This window comes from Klebsiella sp. CN_Kp097, assembly GCF_040064495.1.
GTDB classification, from domain to species: domain Bacteria; phylum Pseudomonadota; class Gammaproteobacteria; order Enterobacterales; family Enterobacteriaceae; genus Klebsiella; species Klebsiella aerogenes.
The window spans coordinates 252,547-270,127 of record NZ_JBEAIL010000003.1 but is presented as its reverse complement, the minus strand read 5'-3'; the positions used below and the strand labels follow the sequence as shown (position 1 = coordinate 270,127).

Genomic DNA, 17,581 nt, shown 5'->3' with positions numbered 1-17,581 from the left:
ATCTCTCTACAGGACAACAACGTAATTAAGCAAATTCCAGGGATGCATTAATTTTGCCTAAATGAATGGCATCGAGCGCAATCATCTTCTCTTCATTGGTGGGTATGACTGCAGATATCACTCGAGCCTCGCGGGAAGAAATAATACGTTCACCGGCGGAGTTGGGTTGTTTATTTAACGCATCGTTCAGGCTGACGCCGAATACCGCTAAATGCTCAATCACCAGTTGGCGGATTAATACCGAATTTTCGCCGATGCCGCCGGTAAAAATAATCGCGTCAAGGCGGCGTAGCGAGGCGGCATGGCCGGCAATGTGGCGGGCAATACGATGCACAAAGGTTTTAATCGCCAACCGCGCGCGTTCATGCCCCTCATGCCAGGCTTTTTCCAGCACCCGCAGGTCGGATGACAATCCGGATATCCCCAACAATCCGGACTCCTTATTCACCACGCGTTCCAGATCGCTGAGCGTCTGGTTAGTTTCGCCGGCAATCCACGCCATCGCGCCAAAATCGACATCCCCGCTGCGGGTGCCCATCATCAAACCTTCCAACGGCGTCATGCCCATCGAGGTGTCCGCGCTGTGGCCGTTGCGTACCGCGCAAATCGACGCGCCGTTGCCAAGATGAGCAATGACCAGCCCGCTATCCTGCTCGGGTAAATCAAGCAGCGCCAGCGCGCGCTGAGCCACATAACGGTGCGAGGTGCCGTGGAAACCATAGCGACGCACGCCCAATCGCTGGTAATAGTCCCACGGCAGGCCGTAAAGAAATGCCTCTGGCGCCAGCGTCTGATGAAAGCTGGTATCAAACACCGCCACCTGCAGTACGCCGGGGAATAACTGCTGCGCTGATTCAATACCGCTGAGATTGGCGTAATTATGTAGCGGCGCCAGCGGCGACACCTGGCGAATATTATCGATAACCTCATCGGTAATGATCGCCGATTCGGTAAATATGCTGCCGCCGTGCGCGATACGGTGGCCAATTAACGCCACGCTATCCATTAAATCTCGTTTTTCTAATTCAAATGCGATCGCCTTCAATGCGCCCTCATAGCTGCGGTGAGCCAGCTTAGCCGGCTCTCCACCATTTATTGACAGGAACGCATTTTCAGAATTAATGCCATCTGCAATACCAGCCATTAATACTTCACAGCTGGCGGCATCAAGTACTGAAAATTTAATTGAAGACGAGCCGCAGTTAATGACCAGTACTACCGGATATTCATTCATGTCATCACTCCGCTCGTCCTGAGCTTAATTAAAACAGTTTGTAAACGATGTTCAGAATGGTCAGCAGACCGATTACCGTGACGAAGACGTTGTCCAGGCGGCCGCGATATTTAGCCAACGATGGCGCTTTACGAATGGCGTACATCGGCAGCAGGCACAGCAGTGAGGCAATAATCGGCGCGCCCATCGCTTCAATCAGATCGAGAATGTTCGGGTTGGCGTAGGCGACAATCCACGTTGAGCCCATGATAAAGATCATGCTGATGGTGTTGAGCTTGCCGCTGGAAACGCGGGTTTTATCGCCTTTGTAGCCAAACTTCAGCACCAGACCGTTCAGGCCTTCCAGCGTGCCGAGATAGTGGCCGAAGAAGGATTTGAAAATCGCCACCAGCGCAATGATTGACGCGCCATATTCAAGCACCGTGGCAAAGGTGGATTTGGTGCCGGACAGCGAGGCGAAGTGGTTCGCCAGGTATGAGAGCACCGGGATATTCTGCGCCTTGGCATCGGCCATATTCTGCGGCGACAGAGTAAACAGGCAGCTGAAGGCAAAGAACATTACCACGGCCACCATCAGCATGCTGGCGCGAGAGATAATCTGAGAACATTTGCGCTCGGTGAACTCGCGACCAAACTCTTTTTCATACTCTTCGCGCTTGGAAACCACGAATGAAGAGACAATAGGCGAGAAGTTAAACGAGAACACCATAATCGAAATACCCAACCAGACGGTAACCAGAATGCCATCGTGACCGGTTAGCGAAATCTCGCTTAAATTGACCTGATCGATAACCGCGGAGTTCCAGTAAGGGATCAGCGACAGCGAAATCAGCACCAGGCTGGCGATAAATGGCCATACCAGATAGCTCATCACTTTCACCATCAGGTCTTTACCGAACCAGATGACGAACGCCATTAGCAGCAGCAGGAACAGCGCGACAAAACCGCGGTTCAGCGCCGGCAACTGCAGCTGGTTTTCCCAGAAGGTCATAAAGGTATTAGTGATTGTCACGCCGTAAATCCACAGCAGCGGGCAAATCGCAAAGAAATAAAGGAAGGTAATCACCACCCCGCCGGTTTTACCAAAGTGCTCCTCTACCGTTTCGGTGATGTTGCCGGAAGGATTTGAGCCGGAAAGGCACAGCCGCGCCAGCGCCCGGTGGCAATAGAAGGCGATCGGGTAGGCCAGCACTAACATCAGTAAGATGGGGATCAGGCCGCCGAAGCCGGCGCGGATCGGGAAGAATAATACCCCGGCGCCAATGGCGGTGCCGAATAAGCCCAGGGTCCAGGTGGTGTCCGATTTGCGCCAGGACGACTCTTTTGTCTGGCTGGATACAATGCTATCTGTAGTACTCATATCCTATCCTCATCAAAAAGATTAAGCGTCAACTAAACCAGTAATTTGCGATACGCGAGACAGGTCGATATTACCGCCGGAAATAATGCTGACGGTTTTTCGGTTCTGGATATAGCTGTCCAGCTTACCGCTTAATAATGCGGCACAGGCTAACGCCCCGGCCCCTTCGGTAATCACTTTATTGCGTTGAATAAGTGCGACCATACTGTTGCGAATTTCGTCTTCGCTGACCAGCACAATATCGTCGACTAATTCACGAACGATCTGATAGGTAATATTTCCCGGACGAGAAACGTCGCAACCGTCAGCAAGGGTGGCATTAGTGCGATGATTGGTAATTTCTCCGGCGTAATACGAGGCCGCCATGCCGTGAACGTTTTCCGACTGTACGCCAATAATACGAATAGTCGGGTTAATCGATTTAATCGCCACCGCGATGCCGGCAATTAAACCGCCGCCGCCAATCGGCACAATAACGTTATCGACATCATATAAATCCTCCATGATCTCGAGACCAATAGTCCCCTGGCCGGCTATCACTTTCGGATCGTCGTATGGTGGAATAAATATCCGCCCTTCCATTTCGACAATTTCGCTGACTTTGGCGATGGTGTCGTTAAAGTTATCGCCATGTAGCACTACTTCCGCCGAATAGTCGCAGGTGGCGGCCACTTTCGATTTTGGCGCGCCTTTCGGCATCACCACTTTGCCGTCAATACCAAGCATAGCGCAGGAGAGCGAAACGCCCTGCGCATGGTTACCGGCGGAACACGCCACCACGCCTTTGCGCTTTTCGGCATCGGTCAGCGAGCTGAGTTTATTAAACGCGCCGCGAATTTTAAAAGAACCGGTGCGCTGCATATTTTCAAACTTAAGGAAGATTTCGCCTTTGCATCGTTCACTGAAATAATTTGAGCGCGGCATCCCCGTTTTATATATTTTACCTGCCAATCTTTTTTTCGCTTCGAGGATATCTTCAATAGCAACTGGAAGATCGTATGTAATATGCATGAGAACCTCTTAACCTGGAATTAAAAAATAGCGTTAATGGGCAGCGATTGATAAACAGATCGCAGCTTAAGTTTCAATTAATATAAAAAGACAATTAGTCCACGGTAATTAATTGTCGTCGTCGGCAGCCGCTATGGGCTGAATATTCTTTCGCTAATTCAACTAACGCCGAGGCCGCGCTTTTAATGCGATAATTTTTCGACCACACCGCAGCATAATGCGCCACCGGTAACGCATCCTCGACAGGAATGGTAATAAATTGATTAGAGCCAAAAGGTGCGGTCATATCACAAGGAATAACCGTCAGGAAATCAGCATTGAGAACAAGATTATAAATAGTAACGACAGAGTCTGTTTTAACGATGTTTTCATTGTTGATGCCGCTGCGTTGAAGCGTGGCGAGGAGTTCACTGTAGTAACCCATATTAGTTTGCGGCAATACCCACTGTTCGTGCTGTAACGATGCCAGCGTGGCACTGCCGCTGCGCGTTCGCGATTTGCTGGCCACCAGCACGAACTCCGATTCAAATAGCGGTTCGACATGCAGATCGTGCAGCTTCATCTCATCGCTCAACGTGCCGATGGCGAAATCGAGACGGCCATCGCGAATCGCCGGCAGGAACGATGAAAGCTGCGCTTCGTACATCGAGACCTGTGCTTTGGGAAATAACTTTTTGAATTTATGGATCATATCCGACATAAAAGTGAAGCCGATCAGCGACGGGAAACCGAAAGAGACGTCAACGACGGTACTGCAGGTCATGCTGTTCATTTCGTTAACCATATTTTTCATTTCGCGGGTAATCGACTCCGACCAGCTCAACAGCACCTGTCCGGCCTCCGTCAACGTAACACCGGTATTTTTACGGACAATAAGCTCAGTGCCGAAATAGTCTTCAATATCATTAATCGTTTTACTGACTGCAGGTTGAGTTAATCCTAACTCTTTCGCTGCCGAACCAATCGAACCACTTCTGATCACCTCCTGGAATACAACCAGGTGCTGAGTTTTAGGGAGCGGAATAGTATTCATATTGGTTATCCACGTTAATGACTTTGTTGACGGCGGAAAGTGTATCAAATGATGATCCGATGGTTGTGTGAGACCACTCACAAAGCACTTTCACCTATAATCAACCTCATCCATGAAACAAAATAAAATAATTAAAATCAATAAGATAAAAACAAAAACATGAAATTAAGCATGATTTTAGTCAAAGAAATATGAGGGGATAAAAAATATTTATGGGGATAAAAAAGGTTAATTTTTAAGCTAAATGCGAGCAGGGAAAGGGTAATTTTCAAGCAATAAAAGGAGATATTTCACATTAATTCTTGATTAAAACTCAGGTGTAAACAATCAAATAAAATGAGAAAACTGTATTTATTTCGATTTATTACGGGATGAGGTCACAATTTTTCACGTTATTTGTATGTAAAGATATATTTAATTAATTAAGTTGAAAACAAAAACAAACAATGAATTATCATTTACAACATTATTTTAACCTCATTTTTTAGCTATTTTATAGCAGGTAATTCCTTGATTAAAATCAATATCGATTTTTCATCCACTCACAAACCTGATAAATAGTGATTTGTGCTAAACATCACAAATCCAGAAACTAATCATCAATGTATCGCAGATAACACCAACCGGTTAACGCGCAAATCACCGCACAGATTGCCAACGCGACGCCGAGCGATTGCCCCCACCCCACCAATGCCAGCCCCAAGCCGATAACCAAATAATAGGTCAGGCCGAACAGCGCTCCGGCGCTACCACGACAATCAGCGTAGTCGCTAAGCGCCGTTCCCAGCACTACGGGGATCGCCATGGCATAGGCTGTCGCCACTGCGATCATCGGCAGCAAAAAGAACCATGAATCCGCTAACAGGCATACGCCTGCGCTGGCGAGCAATAACAGCAGACCGGCACAGATAAAAATAGGCCGCTGCCCTGCTCCACGTCGCAGCAACAAACGATTGCCCTGCGCGCCAACCAACGCCCCTGCCGCCAGCGCCATGCCGCTATAGCCAAAGGTCCGCGCATCCAGTCCCAGGCGGGCAAAAAGGAAAGGTCCCTGGCTGTAATAGCTGAACAAACCGATATTCAATGCCGCCACCAGCGCCACCGCAAAACGGATTTTCGCATCCGCCAGCATGCGCAGCATTAACGGCCAGAGCGCCTGATCCCCCGTTCGCGGCGGCCGGGTTTCCGGCATGATCACCGCGCACAGCAGCAACAGCGCCGCCGCCAGCAACGCCAGTGCGCCGAAGACGCCGTTCATTCCGCGCCAGGCCGTCAGCACGCCGCCAAGATAAACGCCAATTGCCGGGCTGATAGCCAGCGCCATGCCGACAAAAGAAAAGATCGCCGCCAACCTCCGGCCATCAAACGCATCCCGCAGCACCGTTTGCCCAACCACCGACCCGATTGCCGCGCCGAAAGCCGCCACGATACGAGCCGCCAGCAGTACGCTAAAATCTGGCGCCGCCAGCGCCAGCATACAACCTGCGGTATACACCGCCAGACCGAGCAATAACGCCGGCCGCCGCCCGCGCCGGTCGCTGAACCAGCCCCAGAACAGCACGCCGACGGCAAAGCCGATAAAATAGACCGCCAGCGTCTGCGCCGCATCGGTGGCGCTAACGGAAAAATGTGCGCTGATATCAGTCAGCGCCGGGCTATAGATCGTCTCCGCGATTTGCGGAAACATGAGTAATGCGGTAACCAGCGCCATCGACGAACGACTTAACATATCCACCTCCCTCGTCAAAGGCGCCATTGTAGGGAGCGGCAAAAACGGCGATTATAAATATAATGACATTTAACATCGAGAATCAGACATTATGGCATGGCTCAGCGCGGATGCATCCTTTGACCCTGATACGCTCAGTGCGCCGCTGATTGGCGTACAATCCACGCTTAACGGCGATCATGACGACGGTCTGCATCGTCATCAAATGGGGCAGATGTTATTTACCCGTCAGGGTTGTATCCGGCTGACGCTAAATGATGGCGCGCTATTGTGTATGTTACCGCCGACCCGCGCGGCGTGGATCCCCGCAGGCGTGACGCACCGCGCCCAAATGCAGCACATCGTTGATTACCGTTCGGTGTGGTTCGCCAATACGCATTATCCCGAGTTACCCGCCGCCCCGGCCATCCTCAACGTTACCCCGCTGCTGCGCGAGTTGCTCGAACGCATTAGCGCCAGCCCGTGGGATACTGACTGGCAACAGGGCCCGGCCCGGCACCTGGCGGCGCTCTGCGTGGCGGAAATCGGCGCGGCAAAACATGAGCCGATGATGCTAACGCTGCCGCAGGATAAACGTCTGCGCCATCTCAACGGCCATGGGCAACCGCCGCAGCTTCAGCAACTGGCGGCGCAATGCGGCGCCGGAGAAAAGACCATCAGCCGCCTGTTTCAACGTGAAACCGGCATGTCATATCAGCAGTGGCGCCAACAGTGGCGGCTGATGAAAGCCGTTGAGCTATTGGCCAGCGGTCAACGCATTACGGATGTCGCCCAGGCGCTGGAGTTTGCCAGCGATAGCGCCTTTATCTACTTTTTCCGCAGCCAGACCGGCAAGCCCCCCGGACAATACATCCCCAGGTAAATAGTCTGTTTTCGGTCAAAATGTTAACTCCAACACGCGAAGCGGCCGATATTCGGCTAAGGTTTTCTGATGGCCGTTCGCAGTGGCGCGAAGTCAGCAAAACGCAAAAATGGAGAATTATCGATGACGAGATCGGTTCTACGTCGCCCGGAAACCCTGACCTACCTTATTCAACTGGCACTGGGAGGCGCAATATTAAGCCTGGCGACATTCGCCGCGCAGGCAGATGACAACACCTCCCCGGTACCGCAATCGCCTGATGAACTATTAGGCCCGCTGTTTAACGACGTGCAGAGCGCGAAACTATTCCCTGACCAAAAAACCTTCGCTGATGCGGTACCGAACAGCGATCCGCTGATGATCCTTGCCGACTATCGAATGCAAAAAAGCCAGGCCAGCTTCGATCTGCGCCATTTCGTTGAGATCAACTTCACCCTGCCGCGTGATAACGATCAATACGTGCCGCCGAAAGGACAAACCCTGCGTCAACACATCGATGGGCTATGGCCAGTTTTAACCCGCAGCACCGTCGAGGTCGAGAAATGGGATTCGCTGCTGCCGCTGCCGAAACCTTATGTGGTACCCGGTGGACGCTTCCGCGAGGTTTATTACTGGGATAGTTATTTCACCATGCTGGGCCTCGCCGAAAGCGGGCACTGGGATAAAGTGGAAGACATGGTGGCCAACTTCGCTGCCGAAATAGACCGCTGGGGCCATATTCCAAACGGCAACCGCAGCTACTATCTGAGCCGTTCGCAGCCGCCGTTCTTCTCCTTTATGGTTGAGCTGCTGGCCAGCCACGATGGCGATCGGGCGCTGAAGACCTGGCTGCCGCAGATGGAAAAAGAGTATCGCTATTGGATGGAAGGCGCCGATGCGCTAACGCCCGGCAAAGCCAATAAACGCGTGGTGCGTATGGAAGATGGCGCGCTGCTTAACCGCTACTGGGATGATAACGATACGCCGCGCCCGGAGTCCTGGCTGGACGATGTCACCACCGCCAAAAACAATCCTAACCGCCCGGCCACCGAAATCTATCGCGACCTACGTTCCGCCGCGGCTTCCGGATGGGACTTCAGCTCTCGCTGGATGGATAATCCGCAGCAACTGGGGACTATCCGCACCACCAGCATCCTTCCTGTCGATCTCAATGCGCTGATGTTCCACATGGAAAAAACCATCGCCCGCGCCAGTAAGGCCGCTGGCGACAGCGCCAAAGCCGGACAGTACGATGCGCTGGCGAACGCCCGTCAGAAAGCGCTGGAAAAATATCTGTGGAACGATAAAGAAGGCTGGTATGCCGATTACGATCTGAAGAGCCATAAAGTCCGTAATCAGCTGACCGCCGCGGCGCTGTTCCCGCTGTACGTCAAAGCGGCCTCCAGCGAACGCGCCGCGAAAGTCGCCGCCGCCGCCGAAAGCCGCCTGCTGAAGCCCGGCGGCCTCACCACGACCACGGTCAATAGCGGCCAGCAATGGGACGCGCCAAACGGCTGGGCGCCGCTGCAGTGGGTGGCGGTGGAAGGCCTGCAGAACTACGGTCAGAAAAAGGTGGCCATGGAGGTCACCTGGCGCTTCCTCAGCAACGTCCAGCACACCTATGACAGCAAGCAGAAGCTGGTAGAGAAATATGACGTGAGTTCAACGGGTACCGGCGGCGGCGGCGGTGAATACCCGCTGCAGGACGGCTTTGGCTGGACCAATGGCGTGACGTTAAAGATGCTCGACCTGGTTTGCCCGCAGGAAAAACCGTGCGATGCCCTGCCGGCGACCCCGCCGACGCAGACAGAAAGCGCCACCGGCCAACAGCCAGCCGCGAACGATGCCGTGGCGGCTGCGGAGAAAAAAGCCCAGTAATCCCCCTGCGCGCGGCGATATCTTCGCCGCGCTTTTCCCATCGACGTCACCCCACCATCCGCTCGACAGCCAGCAAAATGTCTTCTTGCTCTGAGGAGGACTATTTTGCTTGATCATGCAAAAGCAAACGATAATAATTCGCATTATTTTTAACGAAAAAGCATTTCGTTTATTTCCGCGGCGGCGCACAGGAGTGCCAGACCGCGCTATTCAGGATTATGGCATGATCTCCTCTGTTTACTTCAAACGCTCCGCGCTGGTGTGCGCCCTCGCGGCCGCCTTCCCTCTCGCCGCGCAGGCGGAAGATACTCTAATCGTTACCGCAAAGCCTGACGACTCCGCCAGCGCGCAGACACAAGGCTATAGCGCCAAAACGTCAACCGGCGCCACGAAAACCGATCAGCCGTTGATAACTACCGCCCAGTCGGTATCGGTGATCACCCGCCAGCAGATCGCCGATCAGGGCGCCAATACCGTAAGCCAGGCGCTCCAGTATACGCCGGGGGTTTATTCCAGTTTTGGCGGCGGCGCGACGCGCTTTGATACCATCTCGCTGCGCGGCTACCACGGCGGCGACGTCGATAACCTGTTCCTTGACGGCATGCGCCTGATGAGCGATGGCGGCAGCCATAACGTGCTGCAGATCGATCCATGGTTTATTGAGCGCGTCGACGTCATCCGCGGCCCCTCTTCCGCCCTTTATGGCCAGAGCGTACCGGGCGGGGTGGTCAATTTGACCTCCAAACGGCCGCAGTTCAGCCAGCAGGGTCACTTTCGCCTGACCGGCGGCACGCAAAATACCAAGGGCGCGGCCTTTGACTATACCGACGCCATCAATGACCAGTGGGCCTGGCGGCTCATCGGCATGACCCGCAGCAGCGATACGCAGTATGACCATACCCGCGAAGAGCGCTACGCGATTTCGCCTTCCTTGCTGTGGCAGCCGGATAGCGATACTTCACTGCTGTTGCGCGCCTACCTGCAAAAAGATCCCTCAGGCGGCTACCACGGCTCTCTGCCGCTGGATGGCACCCGTTACGCGCACAACGGCCGTAAACTTTCACCCAGCACCAATGAAGGCGATCCGGGCGATGGCTACCAGCGCCGCGAACAGATCTACAGTTACGAGTTCAACCACCAGTTTAACGATGTCTGGTCGGCCTACTCCGCGGGCAGCTATACCCATACAAATGTCTCGCTGGATCAGGTTTATCAGGTTGGCTGGGTAGGTGACAGCGACATGCTTTCCCGCGGCTACAGCGGTTCCCGCGGGTCGCTGGACGCCTGGTCAACCGATAACCGCCTGCGCGCCGATTTTATGACCGGTGAACTGGCGCATACGCTAATCCTCGGCGCTGAGTATCATCGCTTCCGCAACGATTTGTGGACCGGCGCCGGCAACGCGGCGCCACTCAACCCGTTCACCGGCTATACGCCGCAAACCGGGCATACCATCACCTACAGCGATAATAATAACCGCCGTTATTACCAGACCGGGCTTTATCTGCAGGATGAGATGGTATGGAACCGCTGGCATCTTGATGTTTCCGGGCGCTACGACCGCATCGTTTCACAGCAGGTTAGCGACACCTCAGGCACGTCGAACCGCCGCTCCGACGATCACATCAGCGGCCGCGCCTCGCTGCTGTACGCGCTCGATAACGGCCTTTCGCCCTACTTAAGCTACAGCCAGGCGATTACCCCGGCGATGCTGCCGGGCGCCGATGGTACGTTATTAAAACCTACCACCGCCGAACAGGTGGAAGCAGGCCTGAAATTCCAGCCGCCGGGCAGCAGCGATTTGTATAGCATCGCGATATACGACTTGATGCAAAAGGATGTCGCCACCCGCGACCCGAACATTGCCACCGCCACCTATATTCCCGCCGGGAAAGTGCATTCGCAGGGCGTAGAGCTGGAAGCACATAACCAGATTACGCCGCAATTGAGCACTATTGCCTCTTATACCTGGAATCGCCTGCGCTTCCAGGACACGAAAGACGGCACCGATAGTAATACGCCGCAGCTGTCGCCAGATCAGATGGCCTCTTTCTGGGCGCGCTATCAATTGCCGGCGGGCATTACTGTTGGCGCGGGCGTGCGCTATATCGGTAAACAGTGGGCTGATGACGCCAATACCGAACGTTTACCGTCAGTCACCCTGCTAGATGCGATGGCGCGCGCCGACCTCGGAGCGTGGTCGACAGCGATGAAAGGCGCCTATATCCAGGTTAACGCGAATAATATCGGCGATCGTGAATATCTTTCCGGCTGCTACGGCACCGGCAACTGTTACTGGGGGGCTGAACGCAGCGTCACGGCAACCGTGGGCTACGATTTCTGACAACGTTGCCTCCGGGAACCTCCCGGAGGCAACGCAAGGATAGGAATTACATCGCGTCCAGCGCTTTCTGCAGTTTCCAGATATAGCGCGGCGCCTGTGGGGCAGGATGCTTTTTCGCCACGTGTTCAAAGAACTCATCGGCATCGAGATCGTTAATCTCGTCAATAGCGTCCTGGCGATTCGACGAGAAAGTACGCAGCAGCGCGCCCGCGCCGTTGGCATAAGAGACCACCACCGCATAGCGCATCACCTGCGGGTCCTTAATCCCCGCCAGCGGGCCGTTTTCCAGAATACTCAGGTAAGCGGCCCCCATCGAGATATTGCGCTCTGGGTTCTTCAGTTCGCTTACCGAAGGCTGACCACGCCACCCCATCCGTTGATAGACATCACGCCCGGAGGTCGACGGCTTCAACTGCATCAGTCCTACCGCGCCGGATTTGCTGACCACCGAAGGATTACCGCCGGACTCAATCGCGATGATCGCCGTTATCAGCTGCGGGTCTACCCCCCACGCGGCGCCGGCTTTTTCGCTGATCGGCATCCACTGCATTGACCGCTTCACCGGGACTTCCGGGTTCCACGGCGGATTGGTGTAATCGTGCTTCGAGCTACAACCGGCCAACAATACAAATAAAAAAACAAACCATCTCAATTTCACACATCTATCCTTATTGGCTGAAGTTTGCCGCACGGAGATGACAATAAACGTTCCAGGCGGCATGATAACCCTTTCATTCTTTGCAAGGAATTGCCATGTCTCAGTTTTATCTGGTCGCCCCTTCCGGTTACTGTATCAATCAACAGGCTGCGGCCCTTGGCGTGGCCCGTCTGCAGGAGGCCGGTCATCAGGTACTGAACCAACAGGCGATCTCCCGTCGACAGCAGCGTTTCGCCGGCAGCGACAGCGAACGCCTGGCCGATATTAATCAACTTGCGGCCCTCGAGGGAAAAAACCGCATCGTGCTGGCGGTACGCGGCGGCTATGGCGCCACCCGTTTACTACCGCAAATCGACTGGCAGGCATTGTCCGCGCGCCAGCGGCAGGATCCGCTGCTTATCTGCGGCCACAGTGATTTCACCGCCATCCAGATGGGACTGCTGGCTAAAGCCAACGCTATCAGCTTCAGTGGGCCGATGTTAGCGGGCAATTTCGGCGCTGAAACCCTGAATGCGTTTACTAAACATCACTTCTGGCAGGCGCTGCGCGAACCGGAGTTTACCCTCGAATGGCAAAGCGATGGCCCAACCTGCCGCGCCGAAGGCACCCTGTGGGGCGGCAATCTGGCGATGGTCACGTCGCTCATCGGCACGCCGTGGCTACCGCAGATTGACGGCGGTATTCTGGTGCTTGAGGATATCAACGAACACCCGTTCCGCGTAGAGCGTATGCTGCTGCAGTTGCTCAACAGCGGGATCCTTGCCCGCCAGCGGGCCATTGTGCTCGGCAGCTTTACCGGGGCGCAACCCAACGACTACGACGACGGTTACGATCTACCCACCGTCTACGCCTGGCTACGTCAGCAACTCGCCATCCCGCTGCTCACCGGACTCGAATTCGGTCATGAACAGCGCACCGTGACTTTGCCTCTTGGCGCACGGGCACGGCTGGTCAACAACGCCTCTGTCGCAACGTTAACGATAAGCGGCCATCCGGTGCTGGCGGAATAAAAATTCCTCTGCGCGAGTATCCTGAAAACGCGCGGATTGTTAAAATGGTGTAATTTTCACCCCTTCACGCTGACAAGGAGTACGTGAACATTGGACGCCGCTGCGGTCATTAGTCTGTTTATCCTGGGTTCTGTTTTAGTAACCTGCAGTATTTTATTGAGTTCTTTCTCCTCGCGCCTCGGCATCCCGATTCTGGTTATCTTCCTCGCTATCGGTATGCTGGCAGGCGTTGACGGTATCGGCGGCATTCCTTTCGATAACTATCCCTTCGCCTATATGGTGAGTAACCTCGCGCTGGCGGTGATCCTGCTGGACGGCGGTATGCGCACCCAGGCCAGTTCGTTTCGCGTGGCGCTCTGGCCAGCGCTATCGCTGGCGACGGTCGGCGTGCTGATAACCTCCGCCCTTACCGGGATGATGGCGGCATGGCTATTCAAGCTCGATTTAATCGAAGGGCTGCTGATCGGCGCCATTGTCGGCTCCACCGACGCGGCAGCGGTCTTCTCGCTGCTCGGCGGAAAAGGGCTTAACGAGCGCGTCGGCTCGACCCTTGAAATTGAATCCGGTAGTAACGACCCGATGGCGGTATTCCTCACCATTACCCTGATTGAAATGATCCAGCAGCATGAAGCCGGTCTGAGCTGGATGTTTGTGGTGCATATCATTCAACAGTTCGGTCTGGGTATCGCTATTGGTCTTGGCGGCGGCTATTTGCTGCTGCAGATGATTAACCGTATTGTCCTGCCCACCGGGCTCTACCCGCTACTGGCGCTAAGCGGCGGGATCATGATTTTCGCCGTCACCACGTCTCTTAACGGTAGCGGTATCCTCGCGGTCTATCTCTGCGGTTTCCTGCTCGGTAATAAACCCATTCGCAACCGCCACGGCATTCTGCAAAACTTTGACGGCCTGGCGTGGCTGGCGCAAATCGCCATGTTCCTCGTCCTCGGTCTGCTGGTGACGCCGTCCGACCTGTGGCCGATCGCGATTCCGGCGCTACTGCTGTCAATGTGGATGATCTTCATCGCGCGTCCGCTGTCGGTATTCGCCGGCCTGCTGCCGTTCCGCGGTTTTAATCTGCGCGAGCGAGTGTTTATCAGTTGGGTCGGATTGCGCGGCGCGGTGCCGATTATCCTCGCTGTTTTCCCGATGATGGCCGGGCTTGAGAACGCGCGGCTGTTCTTTAACGTCGCCTTTTTCGTGGTGTTGATTTCACTGCTACTTCAGGGCACCTCACTCTCCTGGGCGGCGAAAAAAGCGAAAGTCGTGGTACCACCGGTCGGCTGGCCTATCTCACGCGTCGGGCTGGATATCCATCCGGAAAATCCGTGGGAACAGTTTGTCTACCAGTTGGGTGATGATAAATGGTGCGTTGGCGCAGCGTTGCGCGACCTGCACATGCCGCCGGAGACGCGCATCGCGGCACTCTTCCGCGACAACGTACTGCTGCATCCTACCGGCAGCACGCGGCTGATGGATGGCGATATTCTTTGTGTTATCGGCCGCGAGCGCGACCTGCCGGCGCTGGGTAAAATGTTTAGCCAGTCGCCGCCGGTTTCTCTCGATCAGCGATTCTTTGGCGACTTCATCCTCGATGCGGAAGCTAAATTCGCCGACGTGGCGCAGATCTACGGCCTCGACGGCGGCGAGGAGTTTCGCGAGCATCAGCAGTCGCTGGGCGATGTGATACAGCAACTGTTAGGCGCCGCGCCGGTCGTTGGCGATCAGGTGGAGTTTGCCGGTATGGTGTGGACGGTCGCGGAAAAAGAGGACGATCACGTACTGAAGGTGGGTGTGCGGGTCGCGGAAGATGAGGCGGAGTGATCCGCCTCACACAAAGTTACACTGTCACTACCGGCACGCGTGGCGCCAGGGCGCACATTAATTCATAACCGACGGTGCCGCTGGCCGCAGCGACATCGTCAATCTTAATCTCCTGTCCCCATAACTCGACCGGCGCGCCAATACCCGCGTGCGGGCAAGGCGTCAGATCTACCGCCAACATATCCATCGAAACACGCCCGACGGTGGTGGTGCGTACGCCATCGACCAGCACCGGCGTGCCGCTCGGGGCGACGCGCGGATAGCCGTCGGCATAACCGCAGGCGACAATGCCGATGCGCTGCTCGCCGGATGTCTGATACAGCCCACCATAGCCCACCCGTTCGCCGCTTTTCAGCGTCTGTACGGCAATCACTTCACTGCTGAGGGTCATCGCCGGTTTCAGGCCGCTATTGGCAATATCCCGCCACTGGCCCGACGGCGATGCGCCATACAGCACAATTCCCGGACGCACCCAATCAAAGTGCGCTTCCGGATGCCACAGCGTGGCCGCTGAGTTCGACAACGAACGCGGGCAGTCCAGCCCTTCAACCGCCTGCTCGATACGGCGCATGGGCTCCGCGATGCCCTCCGGGTTTTCCGCATCAGCGAAATGCGACATCAGCGTCATTTCACCGACGTTGGCGAGCGATCGCAGCTGTTGCCAGACGGTATGCACTCGCTCGGGCATAAAGCCCAGCCTATTCATACCGCTATTCACTTTAAGATAGATATCCAGCGGCGCATGCAGTTTAGCCTGCTGCAGGGCTTTAATTTGCCAGTTGCTGTGTACGCTGGTGGTCAGACGATACTTATCAAGCAGCGCCAGTTCATCGGCGTGAAAGAACCCTTCCAGCAGTAGAATCGGTCCTTTCCAGCCCTTTTCCCGCAGCAGGATTGCCTCTTCGAGATTGAGCAATGCGTATCCATCTGCGGCGTTCAGCGCCTGCCACATCCGCGCCAGGCCGTGGCCATAGGCATTCGCCTTGACCACCGCCCAAACGCGCGCCCCAGGGGCGGCGCGGCGAACAATCTGTAAATTCTGACGTAAAGCCGACAGATCAATGCTGGCTTTTACCGGACGAGACATGGAGGCTCCTTAGTTATGCACGCCGTGCAGATGCTGAGCGCGAGCCGGCGTAAAGCCCGGGCTGTAACGCGCCACGGCCAGATCATCATAAGGGATCGCCGGCGTACGCCCGGAGATCAGGTCGCTCAGAAGCTGCCCGGACCCGCAGGCCATGGTCCAGCCCAGCGTGCCGTGCCCGGTGTTCAGCCACAGGTTTTTGTACGGCGTACGGCCAACCACCGGCGTACCATCCGGCGTCATCGGCCGCAGGCCGGTCCAGAAGGTGGCCTGCTCAACGTAGCCGCCGCGCGGGAACAGATCGCGAACCACCATCTCCAGCGTCTCGCGGCGCGGCTTCAGCAACTCTTTATTGAAGCCGACAATTTCCGCCATCCCGCCAACGCGAATACGCTTATCGAAACGGGTAATCGCGATTTTGTAAGTCTCATCAAGGATAGTCGATACCGGCGCGCCGCTCTCTTCGGCAATCGGAATAGTCAACGAGTAGCCTTTCAGCGGATAGACCGGGATATCCACCAGCCCTTTGAGCATCGCGGTGGAGTAAGAACCAAACGCCATCACGTAGGCGTCGCCCTTAATAATTTCCTCGCCGCATTTCACACCGGCGATTTGATCGCCTTCGTAAAGCAGCGCATCGACGGCGGTATTAAAGCGGAAAATCACTCCTGCCGCCTCGGCCATCGCCGCCAGACGGGTGGTGAAGAGTTGGCAATCGCCGGTTTCATCGTTTGGCAGGCGCAGGCCGCCGGTCAGTTTATGACTGACTTCCGCCAGCGCCGGTTCGACTTCGCGCAGGCGATTGGCTTCCAGCAGTTGATACGGCACACCGGCCTCTTCCAGCACGGCGATATCGCGAGTGGCGTTTTCATACTGTTTTTCGGTGCGGAAAAGCTGCAGGGTGCCCCCCTGGCGGCCTTCATACTGGATACCGGTGGTTTCACGCAGCGCTTTCAGGCAATCACGGCTATATTCCGCCAGGCGCACCATACGCCCTTTATTTTCCATATAGTGGCGGGTATCGCAGTTACGCAACATCTGCCACATCCACTTGAGCTGGAACTGCGTGCCGTCAAGGCCAATCGCCAATGGCGCATGGCGCTGGAACATCCATTTAATCGCCTTCAGCGGCACGCCCGGCGCCGCCCACGGCGCCGCGTAGCCGGGAGAGATCTGCCCGGCGTTGGCGGCGCTGGTTTCTTCAGCGGGCCCTGGCTGACGGTCGATAACCGTCACCTCATGTCCCGCCTGGCTTAAATACCAGGCGCTCGCTACCCCAACCACCCCACTTCCCAGTATGACGACTCGCATAGCCACTCCGTAATAGTTAAAGAACAATCATCTAATTACAAATTGATAACCCAGATGAAAATATTATTCAACATACGCTTTATTTATGGTGACTTATCTCACACCAAACCGCACCAGCACTGACACCAGAGATTTACGATCTCCTGCTGCGCTTTATTTTTCCTCAGTATAAAATGCTGCTCAAATGTTAAATTAAGGCCTTTAGGATTGTGAAATCGCGAAGAAAAGAAATTACCCGCAGACGCAGTTTGTTATGGCGTGTTC

General features: G+C 55.1%; 13 protein-coding genes. 5 read left to right on the top strand and 8 right to left on the bottom strand.

The window, feature by feature from the left end:
• Positions 1 to 25: 25 nt before the first annotated feature.
• The 5 genes from tdcD to ABLV07_RS05470 form a co-directional block, all read right to left on the bottom strand.
• Positions 26 to 1,234: a propionate kinase gene (gene tdcD, locus ABLV07_RS05490; protein WP_047053816.1), complete on the bottom strand. Its 1,209-nt coding sequence runs from the start codon at positions 1,232 to 1,234 to the stop codon at positions 26 to 28.
• Positions 1,235 to 1,262: 28 nt separating this feature from the next.
• Complete coding sequence (gene tdcC, locus ABLV07_RS05485) at positions 1,263 to 2,594, bottom strand: threonine/serine transporter TdcC (RefSeq protein ID WP_020078491.1); 1,332 nt, start codon at positions 2,592 to 2,594, stop codon at positions 1,263 to 1,265.
• 21 nt (positions 2,595 to 2,615) lie between these two features.
• Positions 2,616 to 3,605, bottom strand: a complete 990-nt coding sequence (gene tdcB, locus ABLV07_RS05480) for a bifunctional threonine ammonia-lyase/L-serine ammonia-lyase TdcB (RefSeq protein WP_015366079.1) — start codon at positions 3,603 to 3,605, stop codon at positions 2,616 to 2,618.
• Positions 3,606 to 3,699: 94 nt separating this feature from the next.
• Positions 3,700 to 4,638 carry a transcriptional regulator TdcA gene (tdcA, locus tag ABLV07_RS05475; protein WP_015366078.1) on the bottom strand — a complete coding sequence of 313 codons (939 nt, stop codon included), beginning with the start codon at positions 4,636 to 4,638 and terminating at the stop codon, positions 3,700 to 3,702.
• Positions 4,639 to 5,230: 592 nt separating this feature from the next.
• On the bottom strand, positions 5,231 to 6,367 hold the full coding sequence (locus tag ABLV07_RS05470) for an MFS transporter (protein ID WP_348853577.1): 1,137 nt from the start codon (positions 6,365 to 6,367) through the stop codon (positions 5,231 to 5,233).
• A gap of 91 nt (positions 6,368 to 6,458) precedes the next feature.
• Here ABLV07_RS05470 and ABLV07_RS05465 point away from each other — a divergent pair, with 91 nt between their 5' ends.
• From ABLV07_RS05465 to ABLV07_RS05455, 3 genes are all read left to right on the top strand, one after another.
• The gene (locus tag ABLV07_RS05465) at positions 6,459 to 7,229 is read left to right on the top strand and encodes a helix-turn-helix transcriptional regulator (protein WP_157195261.1); all 771 of its coding nucleotides are present in this window, start codon (positions 6,459 to 6,461) and stop codon (positions 7,227 to 7,229) included.
• Between the two features lie 123 nt (positions 7,230 to 7,352).
• Entirely contained in the window at positions 7,353 to 9,086 is a 1,734-nt protein-coding gene (locus ABLV07_RS05460) for an alpha,alpha-trehalase (RefSeq protein WP_020078488.1), read from the top strand.
• 223 nt (positions 9,087 to 9,309) lie between these two features.
• Positions 9,310 to 11,430: a TonB-dependent siderophore receptor gene (locus tag ABLV07_RS05455; RefSeq protein WP_015366072.1), complete on the top strand. Its 2,121-nt coding sequence runs from the start codon at positions 9,310 to 9,312 to the stop codon at positions 11,428 to 11,430.
• A gap of 46 nt (positions 11,431 to 11,476) precedes the next feature.
• Here the strand turns inward: ABLV07_RS05455 and emtA are convergent, their stop codons facing one another.
• Positions 11,477 to 12,088 carry a membrane-bound lytic murein transglycosylase EmtA gene (emtA, locus tag ABLV07_RS05450; protein WP_015366071.1) on the bottom strand — a complete coding sequence of 204 codons (612 nt, stop codon included), beginning with the start codon at positions 12,086 to 12,088 and terminating at the stop codon, positions 11,477 to 11,479.
• A gap of 95 nt (positions 12,089 to 12,183) precedes the next feature.
• Here emtA and ldcA point away from each other — a divergent pair, with 95 nt between their 5' ends.
• Positions 12,184 to 13,098 carry a muramoyltetrapeptide carboxypeptidase gene (gene ldcA / locus ABLV07_RS05445; protein WP_032711911.1) on the top strand — a complete coding sequence of 305 codons (915 nt, stop codon included), beginning with the start codon at positions 12,184 to 12,186 and terminating at the stop codon, positions 13,096 to 13,098.
• A gap of 90 nt (positions 13,099 to 13,188) precedes the next feature.
• Complete coding sequence (locus ABLV07_RS05440) at positions 13,189 to 14,922, top strand: potassium/proton antiporter (protein ID WP_015366069.1); 1,734 nt, start codon at positions 13,189 to 13,191, stop codon at positions 14,920 to 14,922.
• A 16-nt stretch (positions 14,923 to 14,938) separates the two neighbouring features.
• Here the strand turns inward: ABLV07_RS05440 and dadX are convergent, their stop codons facing one another.
• Together dadX and ABLV07_RS05430 are read right to left on the bottom strand one after the other, a co-directional pair.
• The gene (gene dadX, locus ABLV07_RS05435) at positions 14,939 to 16,009 is read right to left on the bottom strand and encodes a catabolic alanine racemase DadX (RefSeq protein ID WP_032711912.1); all 1,071 of its coding nucleotides are present in this window, start codon (positions 16,007 to 16,009) and stop codon (positions 14,939 to 14,941) included.
• Positions 16,010 to 16,018: 9 nt separating this feature from the next.
• Positions 16,019 to 17,317 (bottom strand): D-amino acid dehydrogenase, encoded by a 1,299-nt coding sequence (locus tag ABLV07_RS05430; protein ID WP_032711913.1) that lies wholly within the window; start codon positions 17,315 to 17,317, stop codon positions 16,019 to 16,021.
• Positions 17,318 to 17,581: the final 264 nt, after the last annotated feature.

What these genes read in the sequence shown, in the direction of transcription:
- tdcD (WP_047053816.1), bottom strand. Translation starts at nt 1,234, where the DNA reads ATGAATGAATATCCGGTAGTACTGGTCATTAACTGCGGCTCGTCTTCA.
- tdcC (WP_020078491.1), bottom strand. Translation starts at nt 2,594, where the DNA reads ATGAGTACTACAGATAGCATTGTATCCAGCCAGACAAAAGAGTCGTCC.
- tdcB (WP_015366079.1), bottom strand. Translation starts at nt 3,605, where the DNA reads ATGCATATTACATACGATCTTCCAGTTGCTATTGAAGATATCCTCGAA.
- tdcA (WP_015366078.1), bottom strand. Translation starts at nt 4,638, where the DNA reads ATGAATACTATTCCGCTCCCTAAAACTCAGCACCTGGTTGTATTCCAG.
- ABLV07_RS05470 (WP_348853577.1), bottom strand. Translation starts at nt 6,367, where the DNA reads ATGTTAAGTCGTTCGTCGATGGCGCTGGTTACCGCATTACTCATGTTT.
- ABLV07_RS05465 (WP_157195261.1), top strand. Translation starts at nt 6,459, where the DNA reads ATGGCATGGCTCAGCGCGGATGCATCCTTTGACCCTGATACGCTCAGT.
- ABLV07_RS05460 (WP_020078488.1), top strand. Translation starts at nt 7,353, where the DNA reads ATGACGAGATCGGTTCTACGTCGCCCGGAAACCCTGACCTACCTTATT.
- ABLV07_RS05455 (WP_015366072.1), top strand. Translation starts at nt 9,310, where the DNA reads ATGATCTCCTCTGTTTACTTCAAACGCTCCGCGCTGGTGTGCGCCCTC.
- ldcA (WP_032711911.1), top strand. Translation starts at nt 12,184, where the DNA reads ATGTCTCAGTTTTATCTGGTCGCCCCTTCCGGTTACTGTATCAATCAA.
- dadX (WP_032711912.1), bottom strand. Translation starts at nt 16,009, where the DNA reads ATGTCTCGTCCGGTAAAAGCCAGCATTGATCTGTCGGCTTTACGTCAG.
- ABLV07_RS05430 (WP_032711913.1), bottom strand. Translation starts at nt 17,317, where the DNA reads ATGCGAGTCGTCATACTGGGAAGTGGGGTGGTTGGGGTAGCGAGCGCC.